The 13,461-nt window shown below is 55.0% G+C and carries 19 protein-coding genes; 16 read left to right on the forward strand and 3 right to left on the reverse strand.

Annotation, left to right across the window (positions count from 1 at the left end):
• Window positions 1–223 precede the first annotated feature (223 nt).
• A complete protein-coding gene (locus VDP61_RS04950; protein WP_323005838.1) occupies window positions 224–877 on the reverse strand; it encodes a flagellar hook capping FlgD N-terminal domain-containing protein in 654 nt (217 codons plus the stop codon).
• Between the two features lie 27 nt (window positions 878–904).
• Window positions 905–1,777, reverse strand: a complete 873-nt coding sequence (locus tag VDP61_RS04955; RefSeq protein WP_323005839.1) for a flagellar hook-length control protein FliK — start codon at window positions 1,775–1,777, stop codon at window positions 905–907.
• An 895-nt stretch (window positions 1,778–2,672) separates the two neighbouring features.
• On the opposite strand from VDP61_RS04955, the gene VDP61_RS04960 reads away from it, so the two are divergent.
• The 6 genes from VDP61_RS04960 to VDP61_RS04985 all read left to right on the forward strand — a co-directional run bounded on the left by VDP61_RS04960 (window position 2,673) and on the right by VDP61_RS04985 (window position 6,711).
• Window positions 2,673–2,969 carry a rod-binding protein gene (locus VDP61_RS04960; protein ID WP_323006034.1) on the forward strand — a complete coding sequence of 99 codons (297 nt, stop codon included), beginning with the start codon at window positions 2,673–2,675 and terminating at the stop codon, window positions 2,967–2,969.
• Window positions 2,956–3,300: a hypothetical protein gene (locus tag VDP61_RS04965; protein WP_323005840.1), complete on the forward strand. Its 345-nt coding sequence runs from the start codon at window positions 2,956–2,958 to the stop codon at window positions 3,298–3,300. The genes VDP61_RS04960 and VDP61_RS04965 overlap by 14 nt, the downstream gene beginning before the upstream one ends.
• A gap of 226 nt (window positions 3,301–3,526) precedes the next feature.
• Window positions 3,527–5,056 carry a flagellin gene (locus VDP61_RS04970; RefSeq protein ID WP_323005841.1) on the forward strand — a complete coding sequence of 510 codons (1,530 nt, stop codon included), beginning with the start codon at window positions 3,527–3,529 and terminating at the stop codon, window positions 5,054–5,056.
• An 85-nt stretch (window positions 5,057–5,141) separates the two neighbouring features.
• The gene (gene flaF / locus VDP61_RS04975; protein WP_323006035.1) at window positions 5,142–5,516 is read left to right on the forward strand and encodes a flagellar biosynthesis regulator FlaF; all 375 of its coding nucleotides are present in this window, start codon (window positions 5,142–5,144) and stop codon (window positions 5,514–5,516) included.
• Window positions 5,513–5,917, forward strand: coding sequence for a flagellar biosynthesis repressor FlbT (flbT, locus tag VDP61_RS04980; protein WP_323005842.1), 405 nt, complete (start codon window positions 5,513–5,515; stop codon window positions 5,915–5,917). Before flaF ends, flbT begins: the two co-directional genes overlap by 4 nt.
• A 98-nt stretch (window positions 5,918–6,015) precedes the next feature.
• Window positions 6,016–6,711 (forward strand): DUF1217 domain-containing protein, encoded by a 696-nt coding sequence (locus tag VDP61_RS04985; RefSeq protein WP_323005843.1) that lies wholly within the window; start codon window positions 6,016–6,018, stop codon window positions 6,709–6,711.
• Between the two features lie 14 nt (window positions 6,712–6,725).
• Here VDP61_RS04985 and VDP61_RS04990 read toward each other — a convergent pair whose 3' ends face one another.
• Complete coding sequence (locus VDP61_RS04990; protein ID WP_323005844.1) at window positions 6,726–8,045, reverse strand: FliI/YscN family ATPase; 1,320 nt, start codon at window positions 8,043–8,045, stop codon at window positions 6,726–6,728.
• Between the two features lie 85 nt (window positions 8,046–8,130).
• Between VDP61_RS04990 and VDP61_RS04995 the strand changes: the two genes are divergently transcribed.
• The 10 genes from VDP61_RS04995 (at window position 8,131) to VDP61_RS05040 (ending at window position 13,413) form a co-directional block, all read left to right on the forward strand.
• Window positions 8,131–8,514 (forward strand): FlgB family protein, encoded by a 384-nt coding sequence (locus VDP61_RS04995; protein WP_323005845.1) that lies wholly within the window; start codon window positions 8,131–8,133, stop codon window positions 8,512–8,514.
• A gap of 3 nt (window positions 8,515–8,517) precedes the next feature.
• Entirely contained in the window at window positions 8,518–8,898 is a 381-nt protein-coding gene (gene flgC, locus VDP61_RS05000) for a flagellar basal body rod protein FlgC (RefSeq protein ID WP_323005846.1), read from the forward strand.
• Between the two features lie 12 nt (window positions 8,899–8,910).
• Window positions 8,911–9,201, forward strand: a complete 291-nt coding sequence (gene fliE / locus VDP61_RS05005) for a flagellar hook-basal body complex protein FliE (protein ID WP_323005847.1) — start codon at window positions 8,911–8,913, stop codon at window positions 9,199–9,201.
• On the forward strand, window positions 9,198–9,467 hold the full coding sequence (locus tag VDP61_RS05010) for a flagellar biosynthetic protein FliQ (RefSeq protein ID WP_323005848.1): 270 nt from the start codon (window positions 9,198–9,200) through the stop codon (window positions 9,465–9,467). The genes fliE and VDP61_RS05010 overlap by 4 nt, the downstream gene beginning before the upstream one ends.
• Window positions 9,468–10,178 (forward strand): flagellar hook-basal body complex protein, encoded by a 711-nt coding sequence (locus tag VDP61_RS05015; RefSeq protein ID WP_323005849.1) that lies wholly within the window; start codon window positions 9,468–9,470, stop codon window positions 10,176–10,178. It begins immediately after the preceding gene.
• A 9-nt stretch (window positions 10,179–10,187) separates the two neighbouring features.
• The gene (gene flgG / locus VDP61_RS05020) at window positions 10,188–10,973 is read left to right on the forward strand and encodes a flagellar basal-body rod protein FlgG (protein ID WP_323005850.1); all 786 of its coding nucleotides are present in this window, start codon (window positions 10,188–10,190) and stop codon (window positions 10,971–10,973) included.
• Window positions 10,973–11,395, forward strand: a complete 423-nt coding sequence (gene flgA / locus VDP61_RS05025) for a flagellar basal body P-ring formation chaperone FlgA (protein WP_323005851.1) — start codon at window positions 10,973–10,975, stop codon at window positions 11,393–11,395. Before flgG ends, flgA begins: the two co-directional genes overlap by 1 nt.
• A gap of 11 nt (window positions 11,396–11,406) precedes the next feature.
• Window positions 11,407–12,126 carry a flagellar basal body L-ring protein FlgH gene (gene flgH / locus VDP61_RS05030; RefSeq protein ID WP_323005852.1) on the forward strand — a complete coding sequence of 240 codons (720 nt, stop codon included), beginning with the start codon at window positions 11,407–11,409 and terminating at the stop codon, window positions 12,124–12,126.
• Between the two features lie 5 nt (window positions 12,127–12,131).
• On the forward strand, window positions 12,132–12,587 hold the full coding sequence (locus VDP61_RS05035; protein ID WP_415233604.1) for a flagellar basal body-associated FliL family protein: 456 nt from the start codon (window positions 12,132–12,134) through the stop codon (window positions 12,585–12,587).
• A gap of 69 nt (window positions 12,588–12,656) precedes the next feature.
• Window positions 12,657–13,413, forward strand: a protein-coding gene (locus tag VDP61_RS05040) for an IS5 family transposase (RefSeq protein WP_323005854.1) whose coding sequence is annotated in 2 segments (ribosomal slippage) — window positions 12,657–12,997 and window positions 12,996–13,413 — 759 coding nt in all. Because the reading frame shifts where the segments join, the coding sequence is not laid out codon by codon here.
• The last annotated feature ends 48 nt before the right edge of the window (window positions 13,414–13,461 follow it).

The following is a 13,461-nucleotide window of genomic DNA, read 5'->3' on the forward strand; positions in this document are numbered from 1 at the left end:
GATAGTCTCTGGTCACCCGGCAATTCTGCTTATTGCCAGGCGGCCAAGGCCGTTTGCATCCAATCAGCCCATAATTGAATGCAAACCACGCGGCTTTCTCTTCGTTTCGCGTTTGATTTATTGTGCCGGATCAAATGAAAAGGGGTTCAGGTGCGTATTCTGAAACCAAGACAAGGCCGCAACGCAGTATGTGAGGGGGCTGGCAAGGCGCCAAAAAAATCTGCTAATTTGCCCCCCGCAAAGCCGTGATTTGGTCTGGAGCCAAAGAGACTCCACCGGGAAGAATAAGGCGCGGGCCGCCTATGCCGGTTTGCACTTCTTGAATGCGGGCATAGCTTTCGACCGGGCCTGTCGCGATTTGCACCCCCTCGCTATAGCTTTCAAGGCTGAGCGTATAGCTTCCGGTGGGCAGCGCCGCCCCCGTAATACCCTGACCAGTCCAGCTATAGGGTGCGATTTGCGGCGGAATATCTTCACGTGCAACCACAGTTCCGGCGCTGTCTTTTACGATGAGCACCGCGCGGTCCGCGCCGGTTTTCGGTGTCGGTGACAGGGTAACAGGCGTGCCATCCATATAAACAGGCGCAGCGCTGCGCGCCTCTTGCCCGACCCATGGGGCGAGTTGGGCCATACCCTGCACCCCCATAAGTCCGGCGAGCGCATCGAGCTTTTGATTCGTCAGCGTTTGCTGTTCAACGCTAGAAAAAGTTGCAAGTTGCACCGCATAATCTGCCGAATCGATCGGATTCAACGGGTCCTGGTTCTGGATTTGTGCAGTCAGCATTTTTAGAAACGTATCAAAATCGGATGAGATTTTGGTGTTGGCCGTAGTTTGCTTGGCCGGAGCCTGTTGACCGATGGTCGGCGTAATTTCCATTTTGTTTCTTTCCTTTGTCAGGCAGAGTCAGACGCGCAGGTCAAGACCCACGTTCTTTTGCTCTGCTGCGTAATGTGTTGATGCAATTGATTTCACTTTGGTAGAATCAGTCGTTTTTGATGTGATCTCTTGCTTGATGCTCGGGGGTTTGGGAGGCGCGTTCCCCCAACTGCCAAAACTGAATGAGGTCATGGTATATCCAGATTGACGAAGGTCTGCGGTAAAGCTCTCAAGGTTGCGGCGCAGTAATTCCAGCGTTTCCGGGCGCTCGGCCTGAATGACGATGCGCAGCTGATCGTTGTCCGGCGTCATCAAAAGCCGCACTTTTCCGAGTTCTTCGGGTGAAAGGACCATTTCAACCGATGATGGCTTGCCCGGCGTGTTGTGTGTTTTGATCTGCTGCACAAGTGCGTCGACAGGGACGGGGGCGGGCAGAACAAGCAAAGCTTGGGGTTGCAGAGACAGGGGTGTCGCCGGAACTGTAAGAGGCGTGTTGAAATGGCTTGCCGCAGAGAAAGCCTGTTCGGAAAAATGTGCCTGCTCGGTTGTAAAAAAGGCGTTAGGCATTCCTACATCAGATTGTGTTGCGGCATTGTGAGAGGGGGCAAAGGTTTGGGCCGGTATTGGCGCTGCCTGTCGTGCAGTGATTTCGTTGCCATATAGCGGCAGCGGCTTGGCACGTTGCTCCCCGTCATTATGTATCGCTGATTGCTTCATGGGTAGCGAAGATACGGGTGGACCGCCCGATTTCTGCATGGGATGGCTGGATTGGCTTTGCGCCACCTCATCAGCATCGCTTGCTGGTTGAGGCGGGGGCTGTGCGACCTCTATTGGCGGCGTTTTTGTGTTTGTATCTGCGGGCAAAGGTAGCGGCGTTGTTGCCGCATTTTCATATGCCATGGCGGCTGTCACTGGTGAAGCCAAATGAATTTGCGGGCCTGGCGCCGTGGGTACACGGTGTGATGCAGCGGGGGGGGCGGTGTTTGCACCAGCTTTCGCCGCTGGTAATTCGATTGAGCCATCCCTCGAGATTTGCCCTGACGGATTCAAAGGCGCGGTGGTGCCCGGCGGTGCTGCCGACAGCAGCCCCATAGATTGAGCGGAAGGTGAGGGCATCAAGGGAATTACCGATTTAGAAGGTGCGGACAAGGGCTGGCGGGCAGCAGAGGGCAAGGGCGCAACCGGCGAAACACCCGAGTCCGGCAATGGCGCGACGGAGAGCACTCTGTTTGGTAAGAATTGGGCTATCTTGCCTGATTCCTGGATCTGCGTATCGGTAGGATCCGAACCACCGGCCGGCCCGTTTGAGATGGAAACTGAAAGCAGTGCTGAGGTCGTTGGTTCGGCCCAATTGGTGCCTGGTGGCGCCGGTGATAGCGCTGCTTCGGGGAGGGGATCCGCTGTTTTTTCGCCGGGTTCCGGCAGTATTGTAATCCCCTTGGTTGGGTAAGGTTGCGCGGGCATTGCCATCGGGGGGGGGGCCTCTGCCTCTATCGGTAAAGATTCTTGCTTTGTTGCGATGGGGGGGGGGCAATGCATCCCTGGGTTCGCTTGGCGAAACCTGCCCCATATAGGCAAGGAAAGCACCGTCAGTTTTATAAGAACTTCCTGATTTAAGCGGCCCAAGCGGTTGGGGGCTGGCCTTGGTGATGCCTTGGTTTTGAACATTGGTCATTTAAATCCCGGCTTCTGCCGCCTCTTCCCGTTTTGCCTCCTTACTATCTGTCAAACTGGTTACCGGTTGTTTACCGAAATCCGCCATATTCCAGAAAATGCAATTCAATCAGGAGCCAATATGACCCCGATCCTTCCAGCGCCAATAAATGGCCCGACCAGAGTTCCCCAGATCAACCCGCTTCGTGAGAAAGCAGCGCAGTTGGAAACAGCCTTCCTGGCGGAAATGTTGGGCCACGCCGGGCTGGGCAGCGGCCGTGAAAGTTTTGGCGGGGGAATCGGTGAAGAGCAGTTTGCCTCCTTCCTTCGCCACGAACAGGCGGAAGCCATGGTAAAAGCTGGCGGAATTGGCCTGACAGAAGTGCTGTTTCGCGCGATGTCTGGTGGTGATGCGGGGGGCGACGATGCAAAAGGATGAGAGCGCATTTGATCGGCTGGAAAAAGTTGTCAGAGACACGGCACTGGCGGCGCGAACCGGCAATCTTGCAGCTATGGGGGAACTGGCGGCGCGAACGGACGCCACCTTGGCCGAGCTTGGCGGTGAAGTTGACAGCGCAAGGCTTGAAGCGTTGCATGATCTTGCCCAGCGCAATGCCAAAGCGTTAGAGGCCGCCGGGCGTGGCGTTAGGGCCGCACGGCGCCGCCTGGCCGAGATAGCCTCGGTGCATGCGGGCGTTCAAACCTATGATATTGAAGGACGAACCAAGAAAATTGGGGGGCCGACCGGGTCATTGAAGGCGCGACTATAGGAAGAATTTTCGACGGGTTTGGATAAAATGCAGCGCATTGGTTTCGTTCAATAATCCCGACCTTAGCACTCTGTTAGAAGTTTGCGTTGATCAATGAACTTGCATCCCAAAAGGGGTGGCGCCTTGGACCTTGACGGTCAGGGCAATGGCAAAATGCCCCTCTCGCCATCTGTAGATGGTTTTTTATTGCCGTGCGCAAAGCGCCGGCCCTTAGAAGGGACCAAATATGTCTTCGATTTTGACCAATAACAGCGCAATGGTGGCCTTGCAGACGCTGAAAGGCATCAACAAGAACATGGGCCAGATCCAAAATGAGATCTCGACCGGCAAATCCGTCGCAACCGCCAAAGATAATGCCGCCGTCTGGGCCATTTCCAAGGTCATGGAAAGCGATGTGAAGGGGTTTATGGGGATTTCGGACAGCCTCTCGCTTGGCTCTTCGACCATCTCGGTGGCGCGTCAGGCCTCTGAAACCGTGACGAAACTGCTGACCGACATCAAAGGCAAGGTTGTTGCCGCTCAGGAAGGCAACGTTGATCGTGGCAAGATCCAGACGGATATTGCTGCATTGGCCGAGCAAATCAAATCGGTGACCGGGGCGGCCCAGTTCAATGGCCTGAATATGGTAAAGGGCACGGAAGATGTCAGCATCCTGTCTTCGCTTGACCGCGAGTCGAACGGTAATGTGACTGCCGCTAATATCAAGGTGGATCGCCAGGATCTGACAAACTCAGCAGGAACTGTCGGCACTGGTGCAAGCTTGGCAACCAAGGCTGTGATTCAAAACAGTGCAACTGCCGTTACTTCGGCGGCGAATACCGCTGTGATCACCTATACGGGCACCGTAGCGAACGACAAGGCCTCGCTGAAAATCGGGGATACGGATGTCAGCTTTACTGTCCTTACTGGCGCTGCGTCCGTAACGGATATGGCAGCAGGCCTTGCCGGGGCGATCAATGGTCTTGGGCTTGAAGGCGTGACCGCAACCAACACGGCGGGGGTGTTGACGATTTCTTCGACCAAGGCATTTGCGGGCCTGAAAGTTGATCAGGCGATTGCAGGCACCGGTACGGCTGCGATTACCAACGTAAACGGTGCTGCACCTGCGGCGCCAAATACGGCTACATCTTCGACAATCAGCCAACGCGCAGAAGAGATCAAATTCGCAACCGGTGGTGCGAATGCAGGTGATGGGTTCACGGTAACGCTTCAGGGTAAGGCTTTCAGCTATGTGGCTGGCAAGGGCGAAACCATGGAAGATGTGGCCCGTGGCCTGAAAATCGCGATTGACTCGGGTGCAGTCGGCGGCGTTGCAACCCAAGTGAAGCAAGATGCGACGTCTGGTGCCTGGAGTTTGATGATCGACAATGATGGGTCGACATCGGCTTCGATGTCCCTCGCCAATTCTGGCGCTGCGGGCGGTACAGCATCAGGCGGGCTGTTTGGTCTGGATGGCCTCAATGTGACAACCGATGCGGGGGCCAAGTCGGCATTGACCAATATCGAAACCATGATCAGCCGTTCTATCGACGCGGCAGCGTCTTTTGGTTCGGCACAAAAGCGGATTGAAATTCAATCTGATTTTGTTGGCCAGCTTTCGGATGCGCTGAAATCAGGCATCGGGTCGATGGTGGATGCGGATATGGAAGAAACGTCGGCGCGTTTGCAGGCCTTGCAGGTGCAGCAGCAGTTGGGGGTTCAGGCGCTGTCGATTGCGAACCAGTCGCCACAGTCGATCCTGTCGCTGTTCCGGTAATATCCGGCCCGACCGGGGCGTACCCAACCGTGCGCCCCGGTCGTTTCGCTGATTTCCCCCATGACCGGAAGGACCTGCCGTGAATATGATGAATACCCTAGCCCGAGAAGCCTATGCACGCCCAGATGCGCCAGTACGCAATGCCCGTGCCACTGAATATGAGCTGTTCGCCCGAATGACGCGCGGATTGTCGATCGCCTGGACCCAGCGCAAACAAAACCACGCCGCCCTTGTGAGTGCATTGCATGACAATGGCAAAATGTGGCGGACCTTGGCTGTCGATGTCGCCGATATCGGGAATGAACTGCCATCGCCGTTGCGGGCACAGCTTTTCTATCTTTACGAATTTACCACCGACCACAGCCGCAAAGTTTTGGATGGGACGGCCAGTGCGGACGTCTTGGTTGATATCAACACAGCCGTGATGCGTGGCTTGCGTGGCGGCGGAGCTGAGGTATGACTGGCCTTGTTCTCAAGCTTGGCCCGCATGAGCGGGTGCTTATCAACGGCGCGGTCATCGAAAATGGTGACCGGCGGTCAAAACTGGCCATTATGACGCCGAATGCACATATTCTGCGGCTGCGTGATGCGATCCACCCTGAGGAGGTTACGACACCGGTGCGGCGGGTTTGCTATATTGCGCAACTGGTTCTGTCAGGTGATGCGGAGCCCGACAATGCGCGCCTGCAATTGCTTCGGGGGATCGAACAGTTAAGCCAAGTCATGACAGATCATGACAGTCGCTTGCAGTTGAATCAGGCCACTGCAAGCGTGCTGGAGGGAAACCACTACCAGGTTTTGAAGGCCTTGCGCAGCTTGTTGCCAAGGGAGGAGCGGTTGTTCGCCGCTTGCCAGTCATGAGCTTTTCGCCAATTGTTCCATTTTCGGGATATTCCGGGTGGGCCTTTTTAAAGCGAACGATGCCTGCCCAAACTGAGGCATTTCAGGCGTCGCCAAGCTTGGCACGAGATGAAGATTATTTTCGTGCCAAGATTGGGTCTGTTAAAACGGCAGAGGATTTGGTGTCTGACCGTCGGCTTTTGAAGGTTGCACTCGGTGCCTATGGTTTGGATGCTGATATCAATAATCGCTATTTCGTAAAGAAAGTGCTGGAAGGGGGCACTTTGGACAGTAGCGCATTGTCGAACCGCCTCGCCGACAAACAATATCGGGCATTTTCTGCGGGGTTTGGTTTTGGGGACTATTCTGTTCCCAACACCCAACTTTCAGACTTTGCCGATAAAACACTGGAAGCCTATCGTGCGCGGCAGTTTGAGGCGGCGGTAGGCGAGCAGGATGACAACATGCGTCTTGGCTTGAACGCCGAGCGCGAGTTGGCTAAATTGGCCGCCAGGGGTGTCAGTGATGATACAAAGTGGTTTTCAATCATGGGCAGTGAACCCCTTCGAAGGGTATTTGAAGGGGCCTTGGGCCTGCCAAGCAAGTTTTCATCGCTTGATCTGGACCAGCAGCTGTCCACGTTTAAAGAGAAAGCTTCCAAGGCATTTGGCAGCAGTGAGATTTCGCAGTTCAGCGACCCTGACAAACTTGATGCATTGATACGCCGATTCCTGATACGTTCCGAGGCCATGGCGAGCTTTTCGGCGACATCACCCGGATCCATTGCGCTTACTCTGCTGCAAGGTGCCAGGTGAGCTGGAGTCTTGGCTTATTTGCGTGCCAAAGCCAAACACGCCTCAAGGCGCTTGAAGCTGACATCAATTCCTGCTGGTTCATCTTCTGCCAGAAATGCATCCAGTGCTGCCCATACCTTTATGGCCGCATCAATAGTCGGATCTGATCCGCTAGTGTACAATCCGGCCTGGATCATCATTTCTGCCCGCTCATAGGCACCAAGCAAGCGCCGTGCCTCTGATATGAGGGCGTTCTCGGCCTTGTTCGCAGCGTCTGGCAAGCTGCGCGAAACAGACCGCAAAAGATCAATCGCTGGAAATCTGCCGCGTTCGGCAATGGCCCGATCCATCACGACATGGCCGTCCAGAACGCCGCGTAAAATATCGGCGACCGGTTCATCCATGTCCGATCCCGCGACCAGAACTGTAAAGACAGCGGTTATGTCGCCGCCGCCTTCCGTACCCGGCCCGGCCCGCTCGGCCAAAGACATGATGGTGTGGGATGTGGACGGCGGAAATCCGCGGAGATTTCCCTGCTCTCCGGCGGCAAGTGCGACCTCGCGGTGAGCTTCGGCAAATCGGGTGATGCTATCGGCGAGCAATAGAACATGAAGGCCTTGATCGCGAAAATGCTCGGCCACTGCCATGGCCGTCCACATGCAGCGCCGCCGTACAAGAGGGGATTGATCAGAGGTTGCGGTGACAACCACGGCGCGGGCCATTCCTTGCGCGCCCAGCACGCGTTCGGTGAATTCGCGCAATTCGCGACCACGTTCACCGACCAACGCAATGACCACAATATCTGCATCTACACCGCGCGCGAATTTCCCTAAAAGCGACGACTTCCCGACGCCAGATCCAGCGAACAGGCCAATGCGCTGACCACGAACAAGGGGAAGAAGTGTGTTGAAAACTGCAGTCCCGGTTTCAAGCCGTGCGCCAAGCGTCCTGCGCGTGGCGGGCGGGGGCGGTGCGGCCCTGAGGGCGCGTGCACAGGCCCCTGGCAGCAGCGGCCGCCCGTCGATGGGATGTCCAAAGGGATCAATGATTCGTCCGATCCAACTGTTGTCAGGTGCGATTTCAGCACGGCCGGCAAACTCAACAATGTCATCTATCGCCAGACCCTCGCCAGCGCCATCAGGTAGAACCGTGATTCCTTCTTTTGATAATCGCAAAACATCGCCCCCAATAGCCGGACCAGTGCTATGAATAATAACCCTGTCACCGAGGCTAGTGCCTTGAGAAAGCCCAGAAACACGAAGAGTACTGCCTGTCAGTTCTACAATTCTGCCAGTGCGTTTTGTGATGGCAATCTGAGAAATTCGGGTACGAAGGCTGTCAAAAATATCGGTCATAGGGGTTCCTCTTCTGTTCACGCTTACCCTTTCTAAAGGAATCACCCTTAAGCCTTAGTGAACTGTAATCGAGGGAGAAGCCCCGATGTTCGAAAAGCTAGAGATTACCAGAATGGCGCAAGCTTTGGCGGCCCATGCGGGAACACGGATGGGCGTCATTACCCAGAACGTCGCGCATGCCGATAGTCCTGGGTATAAAGCCCGCGATTTGCCGGATTTCGCAAAGGCCTATGCAGATCAATATGGCGAGGGCCTGCGGGCCACGCGGCGCGGTCATTTGGGGGCCGGCGGCACGGCGCAATTGGATCCCGTGGTTCAGCGCGGGGCTGATGCACCGAACGGCAATTCCGTATCCATCGAGTCCGAGATGGTGAAGGCAGCGGAAATACGGCAGCAACATGATATGGCGCTGTCGATTTATCGCAGTACCTCAGACATTTTGAAGCTTGCACTTGGGCGGGGGCGGTAACAGATGACCGACTTGATCAAGAGCCTTGCCATTGCGGCATCGGGAATGCAGGCGCAGGCGCAAAGATTGCGGCATGTTTCTGAAAATATCGCAAATGCAGACACGCCGGGTTATCACCGCAAAACCATCAGTTTTCGCGATGCCATTGATGGCGATGGGGTGATTTCAGGCCCGGTGCGGCTTGACCGCAGTGAGCTGACACAGATTTTTGATCCCGGCCACCCGCTGGCGGATCCATCCGGTCACTATGACGGCTCGAATGTCGATCTGGTGATCGAAATTGCTGACGCGCGCGAAGCGCAGCGCAGCTATGAGGCGAACCTCAAACTTTTTGATCAGGCGCGGCAAATGACGCAGAGCCTGTTTGAAATATTACGCAGATAAAGGAGATCCAGAATGGATATCAAGACCTCTATTGCCGCACAAACCTATGCGCAGGCCCGTCAGGCCGCAGCCCCCGAGCCGCAGCCTGACGGAGCAATCGCAGAGTTCTCAAAGCTTGCGGAGAGCTTTGCCAACACCCTGATGACAGGTGAGGCAACGGCGAAAGCTGCTATGGTGGGTGACGCAGATCCACATGCCTTGGTTCAAGCCCTTGCCGCGACTGAAACCGCAATTGAAACGGTTGTGACCGTTCGTGACAAAGTGGTCGAGGCCTATCAAGAGATCCTCAGGATGCCAGTATGACCGAAGGGCTGATTTTTGACACCCTGCGACAGGCGCTTTGGATTGCGGTGATGATATCGACGCCGCTTCTGGCAGTTGCGTTGATCGCAGGGGTTACCGTTGGCCTGTTTCAGGCACTGACTTCGGTGCAAGAGATGACGCTGACATTCGTACCTAAGGTTGGCGCAATGTTGGTGGCTTTTTGGGTGTCGATGAGCTTCATGACCTCTACCCTCGTCAGCTTTTTTACGGATCGTATTATTCCCTTGATTGCGGGAGGCAACTGAATGGACGCGGGAATTTACACAACATTGACGCGCCAATCCGGCCTGATGCGCGAAATGCAGGTTGTTGCGCACAACATCGCCAATATTTCCACGACGGGGTTTCGCCGTGAGGGTGTGATATTTTCGGAATATGTCAAGCGAATGGAGGATGCGCCTTCGCTGTCGATGGCGAATGCCGACACGCGCCATATGGATTTGCGGCAGGCGGGCCTTTCGCAAACCGGTGGAATGTTTGATTTTGCCATACAAGGCGACGGGTTTTTTCTAATTGAAACCCCCGAAGGTCAGTCGTTGACCAGGGCGGGCCATTTCATGCCCAATGCTGAAGGCGAACTTGTGAACCCGGATGGCCACCGCTTGCTCGACTTGGGCGGCACCCCGATTTTTGTGCCGCCGGATATGAACAATATTGCCTTGTCACAAGATGGCACATTGTCAGGAAATGGGCAGCCACTCGCCCAGATCGGCCTCTGGCAACCTGGTGATCCACTCAAGATGACCCATGCGGGCGGCACGATTTTTATCAGTGAAACTGTGGTGCCTGCGGATTCGGCAACGATCCTGCAGGGGTTTGTTGAAGACAGCAACGTCAACCCGATTTCAGAAATTGCCCGAATGATCGAAGTGCAGCGCGCCTATGAAATGGGGCAAGGCTTTTTGGAAAAAGAAGATGAGCGCATGCGGGGCGTCATTCAGACACTTGGTCGATAGGAGAAAAAGATGAAAGCGTTGCAAATTGCCGCAAGCGGCATGGCTGCCCAACAAATGCGGGTGGATGTGGTGTCCAACAACCTCGCGAATATGTCGACGACCGGCTATAATACACGCCGCGCCGAGTTTGCAGACCTGCATTACCAGCAGCTTGCCCGGCCCGGTACGGTTTCGGCGCAAAACGGGGCGATGCTGCCTACAGGCGTTCAGATTGGCCTCGGTGTGCGGGCATCTTCGGTATCGGTCGTGCTTGCCCAAGGGTCCTTGGCGGCGACGGGTGGCGATCTTGACCTCGCAATCGAAGGAAAGGGCTATCTGGAGGTAACGCTTCCGTCGGGTGCAACGGCCTACACGCGTGATGGTGGCCTGAAACGCACCGGCGACGGGCTTATTGTTAACGCTGATGGATATCAGGTAAATCCAGGCATCACGATCCCGTCTGATGCGACCAGCCTGTCGATCAACGCCGAAGGTGAGGTTTACGCCTATTTCAACACTCAGGTGCAGCCGCAATTGCTGGGTCAGCTTTCCCTGACCGGGTTTACCAATGACAAAGGGCTGGAAGCGATGGGGTCAAATCTGTTTCTGGAATCACCGGCGTCGGGGCCGCCCTTGCAGGGCACGGCCGGTCAGGATGGCTTGGGAACGTTGCGCCAGGGCTACCTGGAGGAAAGCTCGGTCGATGCGGTGCGAGAAGTGACAGAGCTTATCAAGGCTCAGCGAGGGTATGAGCTGAACGCCAAAGTTATTACTGCGGCAGATCAGATGTTGTCAGCAACCACGCAGTTGCGCTGATGCTTCGCATTATATCCCTTTTGATGCTTGTTGCCTCTCCGATGGCTGCAGAAAGCTTGATTGCGACACGGGTAATTCGTGCTCAAACCCTGCTGACGGCAAATGATGTCACGCTTGTTGCTGCAGAGATTTCGGGGGCTTTGGCCGACCCATCTGAGGCATTGGGGCTCGAGGCGCGGGTAACGCTTTACCCGGGTCGGGCGATCCGGGCGGGTGATCTGGGACCACCTGCTTTGATTGACCGTAATCAGATCGTCACATTGATTTATCGTGTTGGCGGTTTGGACATTACGACCGAGGGCCGGGCCCTTGGGCGAGGGGGGCTGGGCGATGCGATGCAAGTCATGAATGTTTCGTCACGCATGGTGCTCGTCGGTCGGGTTGCACGAGACGGTTCTGTTCATGTTGGTTCAATACCTTGAAAGATAAAAGAATGCGACTTTTCTTGTTTGCGCTTCTCCTGTTCCCCAGCTGCGCGAAGCTGAGCGAAGTGGGCAAGGCCCCCTCGTTCTCTCCAGTGGAAGGCAGCTATCAGCATCACGCTATGTACTCGACCCCCATGCCCGAATTTGCCGAGCCTACGGGCCCGACCGAGGCATCCTCTCTCTGGACCGCGAACAGTGGTTCTTTGTTCGGGGACCGTCGCGCAGGGCATCGCGGTGATATCTTAACGGTTGTGATCCAGATTGACGATAAGGCTGAGATTTCGAACTCATCGGGCAGGACCCGGAGTGGCTCGCAGGCTATGGGGGTTCCATCCTTGTTCGGTATTCCAGAGCGTTTGAACGAAAGGCTTCCGGCGGGAGCGACAATGGCCGAGGCCGTATCGACATCGTCTGATTCAACATTTGCGGGTCAGGGCTCGGTGCAACGCAACGAAAAGCTGACGCTAAGGGTTGCTGCCACAGTGGTGGAGGAACTGCCAAATGGTGTTTTACGCATTGAAGGACAACAGGAGGTTCGTGTGAACTTTGAACTTAGAGAACTGATTGTGACGGGTTATGTGCGGCCGGCGGATATTTCGCGGCAAAATGAAATTACCTATGATCGCATCGCCGGGGCGCGTATTGCCTATGGTGGGCGTGGGCAGATTACAGATGTTCAGCAACCAAGATACGGGCAGCAGATCACTGATGCTGTCTTGCCTTTCTGATCGTCATGATAGCAAAAGTACTCCCCCTCCTCATGGCCCTGCTTGGTCTCGGGGCCGGTATCGGCGGGGCCATGTTTCTAAGGCCAGCGCAGGATGGCGCCGAAGCCGAAGCAGTCGTTTCGAAAGCCATTCCGGTTAGCACTGAGTTTGTGAAGCTGAATAATCAATTCGTCATTCCGATTGTGGGGGGCGGGCGTGTGACCTCACTTGTAATTATGTCGCTAAGTGTTGAGGTGGAAAATGGTAGCACAGAAAGTATTTTCGCGCGCGAACCAAAGCTACGTGATGCATTGCTTCAAGTAATGTTCGATCACGCCAATGCTGGGGGGTTCAATGGCGTCTTTACCGACGGTGCCAATCTGATCCTGCTTCGTCAGGCCCTGTTAGAAGCCGCACAGAAAATCATGGGTGATATTGTAAAGGATGTTCTGATTTTTGATCTTTCTAGGCAAGATAACTAGGGCTTGTTGAGATTCAGGATTCACAATTTGGCTGACTTCTGATTCACTCCTTCAAAAAAGGAGGTTTGGATGTTGAGCGAGCGTTTTGTTATCAACGATACCCAGTGGGCTTTGATGGAGCCGCATTGTTTTGGCAAAAAAGGTGACCCCGGTCGCACGGGTGGGGACAGTCGCGTTTTCATGGAGGCGGTTTTGTGGATTGCCCGAACCGGTGCCCCGTGGCGTGATCTTCCAGCTGAATTTGGCAACTGGAACACCATTTTCAAACGCTTCCGACATTGGGTCAAAGCCGATGTTTTCAAACGGATATTTGACGCCGTGTCGGGTGATCCTGACATGGAATGCGTCATGATTGATGGCACAATCTGCAAGGTTCACCGCCACGGACAGGGCGCAAAAGGGGGACTAAAGCCAGGCTATAGGGCGATCTCGCGGTGGAATTACCACAAAAATTCTGGGCCTGACTGATGCGCTCGGCAATCTGGTTTCATTTCGTCTGATGCCGGGGCAAGTCCATGATCTGCGCGAAACGGCGGAGATCATTGAGGGTATTTCCTGCAAAATGTTCCTTGCGGATCGCGCATTTGACGCCAACTGGTTGCGCGAAACCCTGAGTGTTTCAGGAATTATTCCGGTCATCCCGCCAAAATCCAACCGAAAATTCCCGCCAGAGTTCGACAACCATAGTTACAAATGGCGGCATCTGATTGAGAACTACTTTCAAAAACTGAAGGAATTCAAACGTATAGCCCTGCGGGCCTGTAAAACAGACCAGAGCTTCGCTTCAATAATCTATCTGGCCGCCGCTACCATCAACTCTCGATGAATCTCAACAGGCCCTAGCATTACAGTTGCATATTTGATTTGAAGTGTG

Origin of the sequence: Pseudorhodobacter sp., assembly GCF_034675685.1 — a bacterium.
GTDB lineage: Bacteria > Pseudomonadota > Alphaproteobacteria > Rhodobacterales > Rhodobacteraceae > Pseudorhodobacter.